Origin of the sequence: Paenibacillus sp. P13VS (assembly GCF_015143645.1) — a bacterium.
Taxonomy (GTDB): Bacteria; Bacillota; Bacilli; order Paenibacillales; family Paenibacillaceae; genus Paenibacillus; species Paenibacillus xylanilyticus_A.
In genome coordinates, this window is the sequence record NZ_WYEV01000001.1 from 245,682 (window position 1) to 265,669 (window position 19,988).

Genomic DNA, 19,988 nt, shown 5'->3' on the forward strand with positions numbered 1-19,988 from the left:
GGGAATGATTACCGCAGCACGGCTCCCTTATTTTACCGGAATATAGATCTTCATGTCCAACTGCTCAGGGGTCGATTTCCACACATCGGTTATCTCAAAATCAGGACCTTCCCTGCGTTCATAATTGGATTGGGGCAGCCAGCTGCCATAAATCATCTTGCGAATATCCTGTCCGGAACCATCCACGGTGAATTCGGCGTACAATCCACCCGGGATCTCAAATGCTGTATAACCTGGTTGAAGCAGTGCCTCGTCAGATGAAGTTTCCTCACCAACAAGAAATGTGAATGCACCATCATCCTCAAATTGACAGGCGACGCCATAGGCCAAATCAGGACGTGCTCGTTCAGGGATATTCATAAATTTCTGTTCTGCACCAAAATCATGATAGAATCCCGGAATTTCGTTATAGTGCTGGTCGTTATTCAAATTCGTGTGGTACGCGTAACCTATGATCTGGATGGCCTTCATGGTAACAAGGCGTGGTTTGTTCATGATAAACTCTCCTCCCAGCCGGGTACGATAGTCATTAAAGTCAATACTCTGCTGAATCTTAGCAGAAGCGGGCAGCTCATTCAGCTTGCGAAAGCGAGCTGGTGTCGTCCCCCAATGGGCAGTGAATGCCCTGGTGAAAGCTTCCTGCGAATGATATCCCCACTTCAAGGCCACATGGAGGATGCCATCTGCCGAGTCCAGCAATTGCCGAGCTGCTTCTGTCAGCCTGCGCTTGCGCACATATTCAAGTACGGTAAACCCGGTGATCGCCTGGAATAAACGCTGAAAATGAAACGCGGAAAAACCCGCGGCTGCCGCTGCCTCCCTCATGTTAAATTCATCTTGCAAATGCTCTTCAAGATATCCAATAGCCCGTTGTATTTGCGAGTAATGATCCATAACGAGTAATTTCCCTTTCTTCATAAAAATGGAGATGAACACCGTCTCCTTGATTTGATTATCACTTAACGGAAGTTTATTTTTTTGATATTGCGTGCGGTATTAAACTCTTTTCCAATAAAAATAACACAACAAAGTCCCCTTGCATCAAGGGGACTTCATCTTCTGACTTATTTACCTCAGCCTTTCCAGTGTCCCGAAACCGGATGAATGCCCCAGATATCGGTAGCATATTCGCTAATGGTACGGTCACTGGAGAAGATACCGGATTGAGCCGTATTCAGAATCGCTTTATGTGACCAGCCGGGCACATCACGATAAGCCTTATCAATGGCCGCGTGGGCATCGGCATAGGCAGCAAAGTCACGCAGTACAAAATACTCATCTCCATGTGCCAGCAATGAATCATAAATATCCCAGAATTCGCCTTCCCGACAACAGAACGGTCCTGGATGAACCAGCTGTTCCACTACTTCGCGAATGCGCTCATCCTGCTGCACAATTTCGTTAGGACGATAGCTGCCCGAACGATAATAATCCATCACTTCATCCGCACGCAGACCGAAGATAAACATATTCTCTTCTCCAACCTGCTCAGCCATCTCCACATTAGCCCCATCCATCGTACCAATGGTTAATGCGCCGTTCATCATAAACTTCATATTGCCCGTACCCGAAGCTTCCTTCCCTGCAGTGGAGATCTGTTCACTGACGTCTGCGGCCGGGATGATTTTTTCTGCCAGAGAGACGGAATAATTTTCGAGGAAAAATACCTTCAGCCGGTCATTTACCGCCTTATCCTTGTTCACGGTATCCGCAACCGTGTTGATCAGCTTGATGATTTTTTTCGCAAAATAATAACTTGGTGCAGCCTTCGCTCCAAAGATGAAGGTGCGTGGAACGATATCGAATGACGAGTCATTTTTAAGACGGTTATACAGGTGCATGACGTGTAAAATGTTGAGAAGCTGGCGCTTGTAGCCATGCAGCCTTTTCACCTGTACATCAAAAATGGAATCCGGATTAACTGCCGTTCCGGTATGATCCAGAATGTATGCCGCGAGCCGTTCCTTATTATCGTGTTTAATGGACCTGAACTGCTGCTGGAATGACGCGTCGCCAGCAAATTCGGCGAGTTCATTCAATCTGCCTGGCTCTGTGATCCATTCACTACCGATCGTATCGGTAATCAGACTGGACAGTTTGGGATTTGCATGCATTAACCAGCGACGATGCGTTATCCCGTTCGTTTTGTTGTTAAAACGCTCCGGGTACAAGGCATAGAACGGCGCCATCTCCCGCTCCTTCAGGATTTCGGTATGCAATGCAGCGACACCATTAATGCTGTGACTGCCGACAATCGCCAGATGTGCCATACGAACCTGATCGTTCGCAATGATAGCCAAATGCTGAATCCGCTCCTGCTCTCCCGGATAACGATCCAGAAGCATGCCACAGAATCGCTTGTTAATCTCTTCAATGATCATATAAATGCGTGGCAGCAGCTTGCTGATCATGGATACCGGCCATTTCTCCAGCGCCTCACTTAGCGTTGTATGATTGGTATAGGAGACGGTACGCGTTGTAATATCCCATGCATCATCCCAACCATAACCTTTCACATCAATGAGAATCCGCATCAGTTCCGGAATGACCAGCGTTGGGTGGGTATCATTGATGTGGAATGCCACCTTGTCAGGTAAACGGTCATATGATAGTTCCAGCTTGTTAAATGTACGCAATGCACTCTGCACGCCAGCAGAGCACATGAAGTATTGCTGTTTCAAACGAAGCAGCTTGCCCTCGTACTGGGAATCGTCGGGGTATAGAAACTCGGAGATCGATTCCACGGACCGGCTGTAATCCAGGTAACCGTAATAGTTCGAAGGGGTATCCATCGAGGTTTCCCTCTTCGGCTCTGCACTCCACAGGCGAAGTGTGTTCACATGCGGCTGACCGTATCCAAGAACCGGAGTATCGTAGGGTACCGCTACGACGGATTCGGCATCCTTGGTGACAAAATGATAATGTCCGTCCTGCTCATAGGCCTCTACCCGGCCCCAGAACTGAACCTCGACCTTTTTGTCCGGGCGTCTAACTTCCCATTCATTGCCCTTATCTAGCCAGTTGTCCGGAAGTTCGACCTGATTGCCACCGATGATTTTTTGCTCAAACAATCCGTATTTATACCGGATACCACAGCCATGGCCAGCATAGCCGAGGGATGCGAGTGAGTCCAGAAAGCACGCCGCCAAACGGCCCAATCCGCCATTCCCCAGCCCGGCATCCGATTCCTGTTCCTCAATGTCCTCCAATGAGAAGCCCAGCTCGGCGAGACTGTCGCGTACCAGTTCCAGTTCGTTCACGTTCAACAAATTGTTGCCCAGCAGACGTCCAATCAGGAATTCCAGCGAGAAGTAATATACCTGTTTATCCTGGCGCTGCTTGAATCCCTGATTCGACGCTGCCCAGTCCTGACCCGCATACTCGCGAATCATGCTGCCCAGAACGTGATAGACGTCTTCGTTCGTGGCTTCTTCAAGTGGTTTGCCCAATTTGCTGACCAGATTCCGTCCAAAAATACTCTTGAATGTTTCTTTGTTGTCAAACAAAAGCAGGTTCCTCCCGGTGAAATTCTGCAGGATGGTTTATTTCATACGCTTCGTTGCTCAAATCCAGCAAGTGCCCGTTCCGGTTACGAATCGTTCTTCCGATCGCCGTTATCCCTGGATTTTTTCAACTATTAATAAGGTGAAAATCCAGGGATAAATGCGAACGCGTTGCTTCTCCAGAATCGACTTCGTCCCCTTCACTACTTCTGCTCTTTCTGCTTGAGCATTGTAATTGCGCGTATAACCATCCTTCAGAATTTATATTTTATTTATAGATGATATCGGTTAACAGCAGGTATTAGATAATAGTACTCTTCGCCAAGATATACGGGTTCGACGGGTCCCCGATGAGCGTCTGTCCACCTGTCAGTTTCACGTCTTTGTCCAGAATGACATTCTCCAGTACCGCATCTTCACCGATGTAACATTTCTGCATGATAATTGAGCCTTTAATTCTGGCTCCCTTCGCTACCTGCACACCCCTGAACAAAATGCTGTTCTCCACTTCTCCGCCGACAATACATCCATTGGCAAGCAGGGAATGTTTGACCTCGGCCGAGTCGAGGTATTTCGCAGGTGCCTCGTATTTAATCTTGGTCTGCACGGGTTCTTCTCTGAAAAGTTGTTCATAAAGCCCCGTATTCAGCAGCTCCATACTGTTGCGATAATAACTGTCAATGGAATTAATCACGGCATGGTAGCCTTCATAAGCATATGCGGCAATATTTAAACCATCCGGATTTTTCTGAATAACATCACGGAAGAAATGGCTCTCGCCATGATCAATGCAGCGCTGAACCTGACGCAGGAACAACTCCTTTTTCATGATGAAAATTTCTGTATATATATTCGGGTGATCGGCGCTTTGGTGAATGTCCACCACATTACCGTTCCCGTCATGTTCAACTTTGACACAGGCATCGTGCTCAGGCAGCAGTTGGTCCACTCTTTTGCAAATCAGCGTCACGTCTGCTCCCTTATTCACATGATATTGATAGGCATCCTGCAGATCTACTTTGGTCACATGCCGACTACCGGCATGAACCACATATTCACCCGAACCGCGGTGAAAGAAATCAAGATTGTTGTGAAAATGCTGCAAATCCCCCTGTGACGTATCCGTTGGATCATTCCAGTCCGGCGGCAAGATAAACATGCCTCCATGCTTGCGATCCAGATCCCAGGGTTTGCCGTCACTCAGGTGATCCATTAACGAACGATATTTACGGCGGACAAACACCCCAATACTCTCTATGCCCGCATTCATCATATTGGATAATACAAAGTCGATTAGACGGTAACGCCCGGCGTAAGGAACCGCGGCTCCGCAGCGAAAGTACGTCAATTCCTTCAATTCCTCAAGTTCATGATCAAGGTTAATAACACCGATTAATGGTTTCATCGCATGCACCGTCCTTTGAGCTCAGATTAGACTTTAGTTGTCATTCCCTGTTGAAGCTGACGTTCCAATTCTTCATGGTCCACAAGCAATACGTCACTTTCATCCTCAGGCGCAGGGGATAGGTAGGTTCCATCCGGAATGACCAGGCCTTCCGCAATGATCACTCTGTGAATGTGCACATTCTTCCCGATCTTCACCCGTGGCATGACGACAGAATCTATGACGGAACTGTGCTCTCCAACCTCCACCCCGTAGAACAGTATGGAGTGGTTAACCTCTCCGTGTACGATGCTGCCTTCACTTATAATGCAATTTCGCACCTTCGCCGCAGGTGAAATATACTGTGCAGGCTGATTCGGATTACGGGTGTAAATGCGCCAATTGGGATCATTCAGGTTGAGCGGTGTTTCCTCATCCAGCAGATCCATGTTGGACTCCCACAAACTGTGAATGGTTCCTACGTCTTTCCAATAGCCTTCAAACGGATACGCGTATAAGGATTTTTCATTTTCAAGCAATAAGGGAATGATGTCTTTGCCAAAGTCGTATGAGGTGGATGCCTCTTGTTCGTCCTGAATCAGGAAACGCTTCAGTACATCCCACTTGAAGAGATAAATACCCATGGAAGCAAGTGTGCTTTTGGGTTCTGGAGGCTTTTCTTCGAATTCGTAGATGCGGTAATCATCGTGGGTGTTAAGCAGCCCGAATCGGCTGGCTTCTTCGAGCGGAACGTCAATGACCGATATGGTGCAATCCGCGTCCTTTTCCTTGTGATACCTGAGCATTTTTTCATAATCCATTTTGTAAATGTGGTCCCCTGAAAGAATGAGTACATGCTCTGGATCGAATTGTTCAATGAAATTCAGGTTCCGGTAAATCGCATCGGCTGTGCCTCGGTACCAGTTACTCCCGTCTTCACGCTCATGCGGTGGAAGAACGTATACCCCGCCATTTTTGCGGTCCAGATCCCAATCGCTGCCGATGCCGATGTATGAGTGCAGTACGAGAGGTTCGTATTGTGTCAGTACACCAACGGTGTCGATGCCTGAATTGGAGCAGTTGCTTAGAGGAAAATCAATAATCCGGTATGTCCCGCCAAAATATACAGCAGGCTTCGCCAGTGATTTGGTCAACCCTTTTAACCTTTTGCCTTGCCCACCTGCGAGCAGCATCGCTACAACTTCTTTTTTTGCCATCATTACAGCCTCCTCCACGCGCATTCTTTCTGGTACATTTCAGAGCCCATAATCCAATATTCTGTTTGTTTGGACGCCGTTGTCATGATTAGGAGCACGCTGTACAGACAAACCATATCCTTTGATATCGCAATCTCGCCCGAGACTGTAGCGGAACGTCATTCATTGTGATGTCTGAGTAGGATGATCATTACAGAGTAGCCTTGACTTGCCGTGCAGAGGTGATTGGTGGAATTGAAATTAAGATGTACCCCGTGAGAAATGCAATCCATTATCCCTAATTAACATTAAACACGAAACGGGCTGGGGAATCTTGCTGGGAAACGTAAGACAAAAGTTCAGGCTGTTATCACTCCTTTTTGATGCTGCTGTGATTAGATTATTGTATTCGCTGTAGGGATTCAAAATCCTTTTGCTTTTGTACGATTGATTAAAATGGAAAAATAAGTAACTTATCACCTTGGGGCATGACAAAAAGCCAGGACTGTACCCGGCTCTTCGCCTGCTCATTTATCGTTTGTGAAGAAATACTGTTCCTCGTGTTGATACTCGTATCTATATAATTTTGCGGAAAAGCTCCATCACTTCTTCTCTCGAAGGCTGATATGGATTGCCGGGGGCACAGGCATCTTTCATCGTATTATCTGCAAGCAGCTCAAGATCGGGATCCGTTACGCCCAGCTCGGACAATTTCTCGGGAATGCCCACTTCCCTGGAGAGCTGGCGAATAGCGTCAATGACATACATGGAGCACTCTTCATCACTCTTATCCTTCACATTCATGCCGATAGCTTTGGCGATATGCCTGAATTTGCCGGGAACATGCTTCGCATTCATCTCCTCCACATAAGGGAGCAGCATGGCGTTACATACGCCGTGCGGCAGATCGTACACCCCTCCAAGTTGATGTGCCATGGCATGCACATAGCCGAGACCCGCATTATTAAAAGCCATCCCTCCCAGGAAGCAGGCATAGGTCATGTGCTCCCTGGCTTCAAGGTCGCTCCCGTCTCTGACCGCTCGCGGCAAATATTCAAAGATCAGTTCAACCGCTGCTGCAGCGGTCGCACTGGTCACTGTGAATCCGCCAGGCGTCACCATCGCTTCCACCGCATGAGTCAGAGCATCCATGCCTGTTGCAGCTGTCAGACTGGCTGGCTTGCTGAGCATCAATTCCGGATCGTTGACTGACAGAGAGACCAGACTGTTTCGATCCACCATTACCATTTTTACCTTGCGTTCCTCATCTGTAATCACGTAATTAATGGTCACCTCACTCGATGTACCGGCAGTTGTATTGATCGCTACAAGCGGTACAGACTTATGATGCGATTGATGCAATCCTTCGTAGTCCCGAATATGTCCTCCATTGGTAGCGACGATGCCGATGGCTTTCGCTGCGTCCTGAGGCGAACCTCCGCCGATCGATATAATGGCATCACAGTCATGTTCCTGATACACTTGGAGACCTTCATGCACATTTTGACACGTAGGATTGGGCTGTACGTCATCATATACCACGTAGTCTAGCCCTGATTTTCTTAATATAGACAGTACTTGCTCAGCTACACCGGAAGAGATCAGCTGCCGATCGCTGACAACCAGTGCTTTACGAATATCCATGTCCTGAATCATCTTGCCTGCTTCCTGTAAACATCCTCTGCCCATCAAGTTCACGGGCGGAACATAATAAGCATGTGTTGCCATCTGAACCAGCCTCCTGTAACCCCTGATTTACTGTCTCCATTGTACCTGAATCCGTTTTCAGATATAGTGAAATAAATCACATTCAGTGCAGAAATGTTACACTTCCCTTTTCTACAGATGCCGAGTCTCCTCTCCATCTTTATTTCACAGGTTAGCTGAGTACAAAAAAAACGGCCTGAAACCAGAGGTTTCAAAGCCGCTTTTTATGAATGTTTTCATCCTGTCATTTACCATCAACATGGTGTGAAACGATTAGTATCTGTTATCTTTTCGCAGAAAACCTGCTTACAGCGCTTTATCGTCTACCCCATCCAGCCATGCTTCAATATCACCTATTACAGAAGAGACACAGCCATCCTCAAACGGAGAATTCAGACCAGCCAGTTCAACCAATCCTGTGAAGGAGAGGCTTCCTCCCGCTTTGCACAGGGTCAGATAGTCGGCCCATGCAGACTTCATATCCTCGTTACTGCGTTTCCAGAACTGGAAGGCACAGATCTGAGCCAGCGTGTAGTCGATATAATAGAACGGCGAGGAGAAAATGTGCCCCTGCTTGTGCCAGAATCCACCTTGCTCCAGATAGGCATTATCCTTGTAGTTGATGTGTGGCAGGTACGTTTTCTCTATGTTGCGCCATGCCTGCTTGCGCTCAGTCGGTGTTGCATCCGGGTTGGCATAGACGAAGTGCTGGAATTCATCCACGGCAACGCCGTAAGGAATAAAGAGCAAACCGGAGGACAGGTGATCAAACTTGTATTTGTCCGTATCTTCCTTGAAGAACAATTCCATCCACGGCCATGTGAAAAATTCCATGCTCATGGAATGAATCTCTGCCGACTCGTACGTCGGCCAGTTGTATTCCGGCACCTCAAAGTGACGGCTCTCATAAACCTGGAACGCGTGACCGGCTTCGTGTGTCAGGACATCGATATCTCCGGATGTACCGTTAAAGTTTGAGAAAATAAACGGTACTTTATAATCATTCAGGAAGGTACAATATCCGCCGCCCTGCTTGCCTTTTTTACTAACCAAATCCATCAGTTCGTTCTCCGTCATCATCTGGAAGAATGTATCTGTCTCAGGGGACAGCTCAGCGTACATTTTTTTACCATTCTCAATAATCCAGTCCGGATCCCCTTTTGGAGTCGGGTTACCTGTCTTGAAGCTGAAGCCCTGGTCATAAAAATAGAGCGTATCTACATCGATCCGGCTGCGCTGACGCTCTCTGAGCTTCGTAGCCACAGGCACAATATAATCACGCACCTGCGCTCTGAAATTGGCAACCATCTCCGCGTTATAATCGGTACGATTCATGCGATCATAACCAAGTTCCACATAGGATGGATAGCCTAATTTTTTGGCAATTTGCGTGCGTACTTTTACAAGCTCATCGTAAATGCGGTCAAATTCCGCTTCGTGCTCAGCCATGAATGTATATCTTGCTTCGGAAGCGCGTTCCCGCATGGAACGATCTGTAGACAGTTCAAACGGATGCAGCTGTGGCAGGGTACGTTCTTCGCCTTCAAACGGAATTTTTGCAGAAGCAATCAATTGATTATATTCTGTGGACAGCTTGTTCTCTTTTTGAAGATCCTCGATAATTTCCGGGCTGAAGGTTTTCAGGGACTGTTCTGTCAGCTGGAACAGCTGAGTTCCCCATTTTTGCTCCAGTTCCGCACGGAATTTCGAATTCACCAGTGCCCGGTAATAATCGGTGATGTACTCTTGAATGATCGGGGAGCTTTCATCCAGAAATTCGTTTTCTGCTTTGTAGAACGTATCATTCGTGTCAATCGAATGACGGATATAGACCAGCTGCGCCATAGTCTCAAAATCACTGCGCAATGCGTTAATCTGATCCATAAATCCGCTCTGCTCATCCACCGTAGCCGCAGCTTCGAAACCTTTCAACAGCTCACGGAAAGAAGTTTTGATTTTTTCCAGATCGGGACGTGTATACGTATATTCACTAAATTTCATTTATGTACACCCTTTCCTGTTAGGCATATTTCGGGAAATATCCCGAGTTGGACTAATCCCTATTATACAAAAGAGCAGCCTAAAAATCCCATCTTTACGAAAAATATTTGTCCATCGGTCAAATTGTGCGACACCTTTCGTTATATATATTACGTGCTTATGTAAGGTACAAACTGATATGTAAGTGATGTATTGTACAGAACATCAGGATAACATCTTTCCAAAACAAATAAACCTGCCTCGCAAACGCGCGAAGCAAGCTTATGGCTTGTCTCATGTCCATGTCATCCATGTCTTTTATGGTTTAGCTATTGTCTTTGTCAAGAATCTGAAAGAACCAGCCCATTCCGATCATTCCCACAACCATTACTGCAATTAGAATAATGATGTATGTCATGAATGTACCCCTCCCTGCATCCGATTGATCAACATACTATTTACAGTTTACACGGTGAAACGCCTTTTGAATTGTCCCAACATTGACAAAAATACGACATCTTTAATTTTTACATAAACTAGTATTGCACAACGATTCGATCTGCATCCCATTCGTCGTATCGAAATGGTTATCAAGTCAGGATGACTTACCAGAAGTTTCATCTGACATATTTCCGGTGTATACTATAAATCTATTTATTAAGTAATGGTTTGAATGCAGCTTGTAGCATGGACTTATGCAAATCGCTTACGTAGAAAGGTTGAAATCAATGTCGTCGACTCGTATTCCCTTACGCCATCTATTTCTTACATTTATGCTTGGCCTCATGCTGATCATTCTATCCGCTTGTGCCGATGGAGAAGCCCATCTGACCGTCAATATGGATGGTTCAACCGACCTGGATATCCGTCTCGGTGTAACCGAATCCGCGCTCGGAAAGATTGGACAGGACAATCTGATGCCCCTCCTCGAAGAAGCCCTGAAGAAAAACAACTTTCAGGCCGAGGTCGTAGACGAAGGAGAACGGAAGCAGCTCTCGGCAACAACCCACTATGAGAAAAGCAATACCGCCGCTAGCTTCGATCTGTCCAAGCTTCCAAAAGGCATCCAGGTCGAGCAGTCCACGGAGCCAGGCTTCTTCACTTCCAGATTCCATGTTACTGCCACCGCTGACCTGATGGAATCCATGCCGGATGGGGAGATTAAGGATCAGATCAACAAGGTGCCAAGCTTTCTTAAGAACCTGCTGCTCAAAGATGTGAACTTCGACTTTAAACTGAGTTTGCCAATCAAAGCGCAAGATTCCAACGCGGACCTGGTTGAAGATCAGGGGAAGACACTGACCTGGCACATTTCTCCCCTCAATTCGAATACACTGGACTTGACGGTACAGGTACCAAATATTCGTAACATTATCATTACCGGAGTCATCGCTTTAATTGCCGTCGCTGCACTGCTTATCTGGTTTTTTGTCCACCGCAGACGGACAAGACGCCGCCACAAGGGATAACTTCAGCCGTTTAATGTGAATACTGGAGTATAATTGGATGTTTGACTTGCCAAACCGTATTATGGATAGTAGAATACATCCGTACTGTGTGAACGGTTAAATTCATTATGGCATAGCTAAAGAGGTGACAGGTTTCATGAATATCCGGGAATGCCCACTGCCTGGTATCGGAGTTAAGTACCAGTTTGATACAAAAAGCGGCAACCAACTGGTTATTATTAAACACGAAGATGGACGCCGCGAATTGTTCTCTGTTGATCCAAGTGATCACGAAGAACTTACATTGATTGCGGAACTGGAAGATGATGAATGCGTAACCCTCTCCGGGTTGATCGGAGGATGGTCCTGATCCTGTTTGGTCATGGACTACGGTTATAGACCTCAAAAAACCTGCCCCTTTAATCGGGAGCAGGTTTTTTTGAGGTTTCATCTTACGCTTTCATGTATCCAGCATTTACCGATGAGCCCGGATATAAGGTACCCAGGTGCGAAGAACACGGGTAATTTCGGATGAGCTGAACGGCTTGCTAATAAAATCCTGCATTCCGCATTCCAGGCATGCTTCACGATCACTCTCACCCGCAAATGCTGTTATTGCTGCGATGACCGGAATCTCAGGATGGCTTTGTCTTATTTTGCAGGTTGCTTCAATCCCGTCCATGATGGGCATTTTGATATCCATGAAGACGATATCGTAAGATTCCCTTTCGAGTGCGCGTACCGCTTCCTCTCCGTTCTCAACGATATCACAGACGCCTCCCAGCTTGCGCAGCAGCTCCTCCATCAGGTGGCTGTTCACCGCCTGATCCTCCGCAATCAGGATGCGAATATTTGCTGCGAGCAGGGATTGATCATCTTCAACCCAAGTATGGTCTGAAGCTTCCATTCCGTCACCAGACTCGTCCTGCCATTTCTCAAGCAGCAGGGTAAAATGAAACTCGGCTCCCTTGCCCATTTCACTATGCACCCCAATCGCACCATCCATTAATTCAACCAGCTTCTTGCTGATCGCAAGTCCAAGACCGGTACCACCATATTTGCGGTTAATGGCCGGGTCAAGCTGGGAGAAGGACTGGAACAATTGATGCTGTTTGTCCATGGCGATGCCGATTCCCGTATCCTTTACGACAAAAGAGAGCTGGAGTTTGTTCGGATCACCATCTTCGGGGACATTCACACTCACACGAATTTGAATGCTGCCTTTCTCCGTAAATTTAACCGCGTTGCCCACAAGATTGATCAGAATCTGACGAATTCGGGTTTCGTCCCCTCTGACACGCTCAGGAACCTGGTCAGACATCTCACAATACAGCTCTATATTTTTCTCGGCTGCTTTCAGGGCAAACAGCTCAACCACACTCGCCAGCATGTCCTGGATATCCACGGCGTCGCGTGACAGATCCATCTTACCAGCCTCAATTTTACTGAAATCAAGTATCTCGTTGAGAATGTGAAGCAGTGACTCCCCACTATCAATGATGATCTCAGCGAAGCCGGATTGCTCTTCATCAAGCTCTGTTTCTTTTAAAAGATGGGCCATGCCCATAATCCCATTCAGTGGAGTGCGCAGCTCATGGCTCATAATCGCGAGAAATTCGGATTTGGCACGGTCCGCCTGTTCAGCGAGCTCCTTGGCACGAATGATATCATTCACCGAAGTCATATCCCGAAACACCAGCACTCCTCCGCGGGTATTTCCTTGATCCATAATCGGTTTGAGCTGAAATTCCGCGAGGAAGCTTGAACCATCCTGCCTCCAGAAAACAGATTGCGATCTAGGCAGACTGCGACCTTCCCGTACTGCCTTTACAATCGGTGATTCATTGACCGGGTAAGGGATTGCTTCGTTTTGCATCTGCAGAATAATCTGCTCGAAATGTACCCCATTCATCTCGGTTGGACAGAAACCCATCATCTCAGCTGCAGCCGGGTTGGCAAATATCAATGTTCCGTTTGGATCCAGTCCAATTACACCTTCAGACATCGCATTCAGAATCAGGGCACGTTCGTAGCTTAGATTCTCGATTTCTTCTACATATCTCTTGGACTCCGTGATATCACTTGTAATGCCGTACACACCGACAACTCGATCCTCAAGAATAATAGGAACGTTGATCACTCTGGTTTCAATTCGGCGTCCGTCCTGGTGAATGAGTCCGATCTCATAACTCTGAGCTTCACCTTTGACGGATTGTTCAAAATGGTATCGGGTCTTGGCCAGATCCACCGGATCTATGAGATGATCAAAAGATTGGCTAAGCAGCTCAGCCTTGGAATGTCCCGTCAGATGCTCTTGACTGACATTCGCCTTCAGCAAATTCCCATCCAAATCAAGCGAAGCTACGCCTAACGGGTTACAGTCAAAGAGTGATTGATACTCCTGTAGACTCTGCTCCTGCTTTTTGCTCGCCGTAATATCTCGGGTCACTGCAATCATCTCCTGCAGATTTCCCTGCTTGTCATAGATGTAGTGAGTGATTGTATCAGCCCACACCACTGAACCATCCTTATGCAGCAGACGGTAGTTAATACGGTCTGGTGCCAGACCCTGCATCTGTCCTGCAACATACGCTTCCACGAATGGAATATCGTTCGGGTGAATGCAGAACAGTCCGGATTGACCCACGATTTCTTCAGGCCTGTACCCCAGCATCCCCAGACTGGCGGGTGACACATACTTGAAGGTACGTTCCTGATCAGCGTGATGTATGGCAATAAGATCGAGAGAAGATTCCGTAAGGATACGAGAGATTCGGGTACTTTCTTCCAACTGTCTGCGCTGTTCAATCAAGTGCTGCTCCGCATCCTTTTGTCTCGTAATATCGGCTGCCTGTACAAGCAAATAAAGGGGATTGTTGTTCTCCTCATCCCTAACAATGCAGGCCCGTATGCTCGACCACAGAAGAGAACCGTCCTTACGCTTTAACCGGACTTCCGTCTCATACATCTGGCTTACCCCATTCGTCATATCCCAGAAGTTGGACCTGAATCTCTCCATCTCCTGATCTATATCATGGATCAAATGTTCAATCGGTGAGTCGATTAGCTCATCTTCACTGAATCCCAGCATTTCACAAAACGCAGGATTTAGCTGAAGCCAACGTCCGTTCACATGTGAAGCAACAGCAATGCCGATTGGTGCATATTTGTATAGTTGCTCAAACAGAGAGCGGCTCTCTGTAATTGGATTCGACACCGCTTATCCTCCTTTTTTCAAATTATTCTTAATCCATTTTATTCGTAATTAACAGCCTGTGCTGTACATAACTTCATCTATAGAGTAGTACCCCAAATAGGATGTTGATTAAACGATATCGACTGAAATCTTTTGCATGAATCGACATTTTATGTGTGCTTTCACACAAGGATTGTTCAAACCGAGAACAATTCCGGGTACCAATCGTCATATAGATGAAAAGATACACGTAAGGTTCCGTTCACACAAGCCTGAACACCTAACGAAACGGAGGTTGTCATCTATGATCATCGTTGCGAATCAACCGCTTGATTTGGTACCTTCTCAGTGGTCTGCTTTTGAATGGCATTGGTTGCAGCAGCTTCAGAACAGACCGACCCTATATTCCTATCAGACCCTGGATCATCTGCAATTCGAATGGAAGCTTCGCGCCTCTCTGGTTCATGCAGCTGAGGGATTGAATGCCAGCGGAGTCAGCTTTGCTTCATTTGAGAAATCAAGATGTAATCCCGCCTACTGGAATCTCAACAATGAGGGAGGATTTGAACTCAAACCGAACGTAACTCCGGCTGAGGGCATTCGGGATATTTGGAGGAATGGCTCCCTGTATGCATTTGAATGCGCAACTGCAACCGTCATTGTACTGTACGGAGGAGTACTCGAAAGTATTCGCGAGGAGGCCTTCAATTCACTCTTTCGCGACTTACTGCTCTTCGATTGGCACTATGACAGCGATCTACGATTAACCGAGAAGAACGGCAGCCATAACGCACTTCCCGGCGATGTACTTTATTTCAAAAACCCGGATGTCTCTTCAGAAACGCCAGAGTGGCAAGGGGAAAATACGATTATGCTCCGTGAAAATCTGTATTATGGTCATGGCATCGGTATTGCCTCCGGGGGACAGATTATTCGCACTTTGAATCAATTTCGTACTCCCGGAAGCCAAGTTTCAGCGTACTTGATGGATAATGTGATTTATCCCGATTTTTATTATCTCTCCCGATTTGCCGAAAATAGTGATCTGAATGCACCTGCAGGAACGACGCCTGTATTGCCCGGACAATTATATGTACGGATTGGCGGCAGTCGGTATCTCCGAACAGGAAGCTGAACGTTTGGTTAACGAGGATTCTGAGAATAGAAAAACGTCTGACCACAACATAAATAAAGCCCAATGGAAAAGCAGATTCACTGCCTTTTCATTGGGCTTCTTCGCGTAAACTTATTGGGAAACCTCACGGGCTTTCCATTTTTACGCATGCCAGGCATAAATCAACCTGTTATTATGTGTTTGGGTCCAACTGGACAACAACCTGCTTACCACTTACCTGAATACCTGTTGTTTTCGTTCCATATTCAGCCAGCGACTTGCTTAGCTGCTCTGCCCACTCCTTACCTGCGGCGCCTTCTTTGCTTCCGTGTACCTGTATGACCAGCTTAACCGAGTCCCCTTTTTTCAAGATACGCTCCGCCTGAGCTTGTTTTGTATCCCGGTCATGGTCTTCCATCTGCAAATTGAGACGAATCTCCTTAACCTTGCGTTTGTCCGGCGATTTACCGGATTTTTTCTTCTCCTGCTGAGCTTCCTCTTTCGCTGCTCCAGCACGGATGAGTTTGCAGGGTGGCGGGCTTGTCATCAGGGACAGGCATACCAGATCCACTTTATGCTGCTTGGCAAGTGCCAAAGCTTCTTTTGTGGACATAATACCGAGATCTTCACCGTTCAGTCCGGTCAGTTCAATCTCGGATGCTTTGATCTTTTCGTTCTTGATCATGGTGTATCCTCCTTTACGGCAAAAGCCTGTCCTGACCTATGACAGATCAGAGCAGGCTTGGATCAGACTATTGCTATGTTCGTGCCGGATGGTTCAATTACAGGTTATTGAATGCTTCGGTCAGAACAGGGACGATTTGCGATTTGCGAGACACGACGCCTTTCAGCAATGCCTTACTATCGGAAAGTGTCACATTGTATGCTTGTTCAACCGCTTTGGTAGACTTACCATAAGCCAGTGCAACGGAATCATTATTCAGAATGTCCGTTACGACGAATAGGAACAGATCCAGCCCTTTACTTGAAATAATCGCTTCAATCGCTGCTTCAAGTTCCGGTTGTTTTACAAGCACATCGTTAACGTCAACGGCGTTTACTTGTGCAATTTCCACTTTGGCTTGTCCCATGGCAAACTCTTTGGCATCCAGGGAGATCAGTTCTGCAATGGTTTTCTGGCTCAGATCCGCACCGGCTTTCAACATATCCAAACCATAGCTGTCAGCATCCACACCTGCAATGGCAGCCAGCTCACGTGCTGCTGCTACATCCTGCTCTGTGCAAGTTGGGGATTTGAACAACAGGGAATCCGAAATGATCGCGGACAACATCAGTCCTGCAATCGGTGCGCTAATTTCAACGCCATTTTCTTTGTACAATTTATTCAAAATGGTTGCTGTGCAGCCTACTGGTTCTGCACGGAAATACAGAGGCTGGCTTGTTTCGAAGTTAGCAATGCGGTGATGGTCAATAACTTCAGCAACAGTCACTTCCTCAATATCGCTTACACTTTGCTGACGCTCATTGTGATCGACCAGAATAACCTTGTTTACTTCGTTCGCAGCCGTTTTGATCAGGCGTGGAGCTTCCACCTTGAAATGATCCAGTGCAAACTGGGTTTCACCGTTCACTTCACCAAGACGCACAGCTTCAACGTCCTGTCCCAGTTTAGTTTTGAGATCCGCATACGCAATTGCAGAACAGATCGTATCCGTGTCAGGATTTTTGTGACCAAAGATTAACGCTTTTTCCATATTTATAGCCCTCCGTCAATTGTGATTAGAATAATCATGTCATAATTCAAATCATACCTTACTGATTATAGCGTCAATAAGACTTAATTCCAAACCCTTAACAGCGAATTGATTGAAATTCGTTCTCAAGGTCTGCTTCATCACTGTAAAAGGAAGAAAGCCTGCAGTACTATTTGGAAGACGGTTGAGCCACGTTCGCAATCAGGTGACTCTCCAGCTTCTCCCCTTCACAGAGCGCCTGTACCAATGCACGGCCGGATTCCGGGGTCATTTTGCCATACCAGTCTCCCTGCGGATACACGATCGTCACGCAAGCATCGTCACACTGCCCGTTACAGCGTGTTCGTGTTGTATGAATAAATCCACCGGCCTGCTGCTTCTGAATTTCATCCCGTACAGCCTGAGTGACTTCCTCTCCTTCGTTCCGCATGCAAGTACCACCGTTGCAGAGCAGGATGTGGTGCTGAAGTTGATCCAGATTATAAATAGCCAAAACTCAGTTCATTCCCCTCGACTTCTATGATATGTATTGATTGATAATCAGGTATCTTTCATAAAAATATAAAGTAGCACACGGAACCTGGATACGCAATGCAAATATTAATCTGCCAAGCCTTCTCCAGTCTCTCCCCTTTTCACATGAAACGTCTGTAAACGGCCATCCTCACCGATCTCAAGCAGGTTCAATTGCTCACCGTACGCGCATCCGCCATCTATGCCGATCTTGTCACCACTAGGGTCAAACCAGATATCTGCACGCTCATGCAGGTGCTTCACTGGTGTGTGTCCGAATACCACCGTATCCGGGATGGATGTGGGCCTGGAGTAAAAGTCCTCCCGAATCCAAATAAAGTCCCGTTCAGGCTGGCTGCGCCAATCCTCTACATCCGGATTAATTCCTGCATGCACAAAGATATAACCGGGTACTTCATGAACAAGGGGGAGTTCATTCAGAAAACGGAGATGATGTTCGTATTGGCTGCGAATCCATTGCTTGGCTTCCGTGTAGGCAGTCCAATCGATCTCTTGTTCATCAAAATCAATCTCCACATAACTGCCCAGTGTCTGCAATCCGCCATTGCGAATCCAGTGCAGATCATACTCCTCCACGTCATTCATCAGAGCTTTGACCATCATCGCATCATGATTTCCCTTGATCACCACTACACCATGCTTCTCCCTAAGTTCCATGATCTGCTCAACCACCTGCCGGCTTTTCGGTCCCCGGTCCACATAATCTCCAAGGAGAATCAGTTCATCCTGATTGAGGTCAACATGTACTTGACGAAGCAGCGCATTGAATTCATCATAACAGCCATGAATATCACTTATGATACATCTGCGAATGTGAATTCCTCCTCTCTGCTTACACAAGAATACAATTGAAGCCCCGCATAGCGGGACTCCAACCCCTTAGAATATAAATTCCAGTTCAACCGGCTCTAATCCTTCTTGAGACCAAAAGCTTCAGCAATAAGGCCAAAAGAGCGTAGGCGTGCATCAAACGAATGAATGGCTGATGCAATAATGACCTCGTCTGCTTCATGACGTTCTGCCATGGCCGTAATTTTGTCCTTCACTTGATCCGGTGTACCAATAATGGAGAAGGAGCGGCGCTGGCGAATCTGTTCCATTTCCATCGCTGTATAAGGATAATTGTGCACTGTTTCCAGCGAAGGAAATGAACTCTGCTCTAATCCTCTGCCCAGACGCAAAAAGAACAGTTCATTACTACGGGCCAGCTCTGCTGCTTCCTCCTCCGTCTCTGCACAGAAGGCCGCTACGGCAATCATGGAATGAGGTTTGTCATTCAGAATCGATGGTTTGAAATGTCTACGATAGTATTTCATCGCTTCTTCCCCGCCAGGTGTTCCGAAAAACTGTGCAAATGCATAGGACGTTCCCTGTGCTGCCGCAATCCGGGCACCTTCCGAACTGGAGCCCAGCAGCCATACTTCAGGCACCGTTGGTACAGACGGGCCGGCTACCAGGGATGCAAAACGGTGATCCTCTGGCAGCTGCTCGTGGAAATAACCGCCCAGGTCAGCAATTTGCTGCGGGAAAAATTGTACATTGGAAGCCTTGCCCTCATTCAGAGCCCGGCTCGCAATCGGCATGCCGCCTGGTGCTCTGCCAATGCCGAGGTCAATCCGTCCAGGGTGCAGTGCCTCCAGCAGACGGAAGTTCTCCGCGACTTTGTAGGCGCTGTAATGAGGCAGCATAACACCACCGGAACCAACCCGAATCCGATCGGTATGAGCTGCGACATGAGCGATCATAACCTCCGGACTGGAGAAGGACAATGCTCCGCCGCCATGATGCTCGGACATCCAGAATCTGGAGTACCCCAGTTCATCGGCATGCTTCGCTAACGTCACAGTCTCCTGCAGTGTGTCCTGTACACTGCGTCCTTCATTGATATGTCCATGTTCGAGTACACTAAGTTTCATCTATATTCATTCCTCTCGTCGAATGGGCTGCTGGCCATATTTTTCGAATGCAAAATTAACACACACTTCATTGTAACATTATTAATTACAGTTTCAAAATCTCTTTATTCGTATCTGTGGAATTGCAATTAGATACATGTTCTCTTTCTTCCTTAATATACACGGTCCCGTTTACAGTGAATAAAAAAGTGCCACCAGCAGCCGCTGGGGAGTGATTAGACATGAATAAAGCAGAAGATCAATATCCTGTACAAAGCGGTTCGACTTTCGCAAAAGGCATTTTCATCGGTGGCTT

General features: G+C 47.0%; 15 protein-coding genes. 3 read left to right on the forward strand and 12 right to left on the reverse strand.

Going from position 1 to position 19,988, the window contains the following annotated elements:
• Positions 1–27: 27 nt before the first annotated feature.
• From GUA98_RS01015 to GUA98_RS01040, 6 genes are all read right to left on the reverse strand, one after another.
• A complete protein-coding gene (locus GUA98_RS01015; protein WP_193721796.1) occupies positions 28–894 on the reverse strand; it encodes an AraC family transcriptional regulator in 867 nt (288 codons plus the stop codon).
• Between the two features lie 179 nt (positions 895–1,073).
• Entirely contained in the window at positions 1,074–3,506 is a 2,433-nt protein-coding gene (locus GUA98_RS01020; protein ID WP_193721797.1) for a glycogen/starch/alpha-glucan phosphorylase, read from the reverse strand.
• Between the two features lie 298 nt (positions 3,507–3,804).
• Positions 3,805–4,908: a glucose-1-phosphate adenylyltransferase subunit GlgD gene (glgD, locus tag GUA98_RS01025; RefSeq protein WP_153978155.1), complete on the reverse strand. Its 1,104-nt coding sequence runs from the start codon at positions 4,906–4,908 to the stop codon at positions 3,805–3,807.
• A gap of 26 nt (positions 4,909–4,934) precedes the next feature.
• Positions 4,935–6,104: a glucose-1-phosphate adenylyltransferase gene (locus GUA98_RS01030; protein ID WP_193721798.1), complete on the reverse strand. Its 1,170-nt coding sequence runs from the start codon at positions 6,102–6,104 to the stop codon at positions 4,935–4,937.
• Between the two features lie 555 nt (positions 6,105–6,659).
• On the reverse strand, positions 6,660–7,811 hold the full coding sequence (locus GUA98_RS01035) for an iron-containing alcohol dehydrogenase (RefSeq protein WP_193721799.1): 1,152 nt from the start codon (positions 7,809–7,811) through the stop codon (positions 6,660–6,662).
• 285 nt (positions 7,812–8,096) lie between these two features.
• The gene (locus GUA98_RS01040) at positions 8,097–9,791 is read right to left on the reverse strand and encodes a M3 family oligoendopeptidase (RefSeq protein WP_193721800.1); all 1,695 of its coding nucleotides are present in this window, start codon (positions 9,789–9,791) and stop codon (positions 8,097–8,099) included.
• A gap of 707 nt (positions 9,792–10,498) precedes the next feature.
• Here GUA98_RS01040 and GUA98_RS01045 point away from each other — a divergent pair.
• Together GUA98_RS01045 and GUA98_RS01050 are read left to right on the forward strand one after the other, a co-directional pair.
• On the forward strand, positions 10,499–11,239 hold the full coding sequence (locus GUA98_RS01045) for a hypothetical protein (RefSeq protein ID WP_193721801.1): 741 nt from the start codon (positions 10,499–10,501) through the stop codon (positions 11,237–11,239).
• Positions 11,240–11,375: 136 nt separating this feature from the next.
• Entirely contained in the window at positions 11,376–11,588 is a 213-nt protein-coding gene (locus tag GUA98_RS01050; protein WP_095358458.1) for a hypothetical protein, read from the forward strand.
• A gap of 105 nt (positions 11,589–11,693) precedes the next feature.
• Here GUA98_RS01050 and GUA98_RS01055 read toward each other — a convergent pair whose 3' ends face one another.
• Entirely contained in the window at positions 11,694–14,435 is a 2,742-nt protein-coding gene (locus GUA98_RS01055; protein ID WP_193721802.1) for a PAS domain S-box protein, read from the reverse strand.
• Between the two features lie 283 nt (positions 14,436–14,718).
• Between GUA98_RS01055 and GUA98_RS01060 the strand changes: the two genes are divergently transcribed.
• Positions 14,719–15,549: a protein-glutamine gamma-glutamyltransferase gene (locus tag GUA98_RS01060; RefSeq protein WP_193721803.1), complete on the forward strand. Its 831-nt coding sequence runs from the start codon at positions 14,719–14,721 to the stop codon at positions 15,547–15,549.
• Positions 15,550–15,721: 172 nt separating this feature from the next.
• Here the strand turns inward: GUA98_RS01060 and infC are convergent, their stop codons facing one another.
• The 5 genes from infC to GUA98_RS01085 form a co-directional block, all read right to left on the reverse strand.
• Positions 15,722–16,213 carry a translation initiation factor IF-3 gene (gene infC, locus GUA98_RS01065; protein ID WP_193721804.1) on the reverse strand — a complete coding sequence of 164 codons (492 nt, stop codon included), beginning with the start codon at positions 16,211–16,213 and terminating at the stop codon, positions 15,722–15,724.
• Between the two features lie 97 nt (positions 16,214–16,310).
• A complete protein-coding gene (locus GUA98_RS01070) occupies positions 16,311–17,243 on the reverse strand; it encodes a manganese-dependent inorganic pyrophosphatase (RefSeq protein ID WP_153978149.1) in 933 nt (310 codons plus the stop codon).
• A 169-nt stretch (positions 17,244–17,412) separates the two neighbouring features.
• A complete protein-coding gene (locus tag GUA98_RS01075; RefSeq protein WP_153980669.1) occupies positions 17,413–17,736 on the reverse strand; it encodes a (2Fe-2S) ferredoxin domain-containing protein in 324 nt (107 codons plus the stop codon).
• Between the two features lie 107 nt (positions 17,737–17,843).
• Positions 17,844–18,617 (reverse strand): metallophosphoesterase family protein, encoded by a 774-nt coding sequence (locus GUA98_RS01080; RefSeq protein WP_227779328.1) that lies wholly within the window; start codon positions 18,615–18,617, stop codon positions 17,844–17,846.
• 68 nt (positions 18,618–18,685) lie between these two features.
• Positions 18,686–19,693: an LLM class flavin-dependent oxidoreductase gene (locus tag GUA98_RS01085; RefSeq protein WP_095287568.1), complete on the reverse strand. Its 1,008-nt coding sequence runs from the start codon at positions 19,691–19,693 to the stop codon at positions 18,686–18,688.
• Between the last annotated feature and the right edge of the window lie 295 nt (positions 19,694–19,988).

Bases quoted from the DNA above. Each gene is read 5' to 3' on its own strand.
- GUA98_RS01015 (WP_193721796.1), bottom strand. From the start codon at position 894: ATGGATCATTACTCGCAAATACAACGGGCTATTGGATATCTTGAAGAG.
- GUA98_RS01030 (WP_193721798.1), bottom strand. From the start codon at position 6,104: ATGGCAAAAAAAGAAGTTGTAGCGATGCTGCTCGCAGGTGGGCAAGGC.
- GUA98_RS01040 (WP_193721800.1), bottom strand. From the start codon at position 9,791: ATGAAATTTAGTGAATATACGTATACACGTCCCGATCTGGAAAAAATC.
- GUA98_RS01060 (WP_193721803.1), top strand. From the start codon at position 14,719: ATGATCATCGTTGCGAATCAACCGCTTGATTTGGTACCTTCTCAGTGG.
- glgD (WP_153978155.1), bottom strand. From the start codon at position 4,908: ATGAAACCATTAATCGGTGTTATTAACCTTGATCATGAACTTGAGGAA.
- infC (WP_193721804.1), bottom strand. From the start codon at position 16,213: ATGATCAAGAACGAAAAGATCAAAGCATCCGAGATTGAACTGACCGGA.
- GUA98_RS01050 (WP_095358458.1), top strand. From the start codon at position 11,376: ATGAATATCCGGGAATGCCCACTGCCTGGTATCGGAGTTAAGTACCAG.
- GUA98_RS01085 (WP_095287568.1), bottom strand. From the start codon at position 19,693: ATGAAACTTAGTGTACTCGAACATGGACATATCAATGAAGGACGCAGT.
- GUA98_RS01035 (WP_193721799.1), bottom strand. From the start codon at position 7,811: ATGGCAACACATGCTTATTATGTTCCGCCCGTGAACTTGATGGGCAGA.
- GUA98_RS01045 (WP_193721801.1), top strand. From the start codon at position 10,499: ATGTCGTCGACTCGTATTCCCTTACGCCATCTATTTCTTACATTTATG.
- GUA98_RS01070 (WP_153978149.1), bottom strand. From the start codon at position 17,243: ATGGAAAAAGCGTTAATCTTTGGTCACAAAAATCCTGACACGGATACG.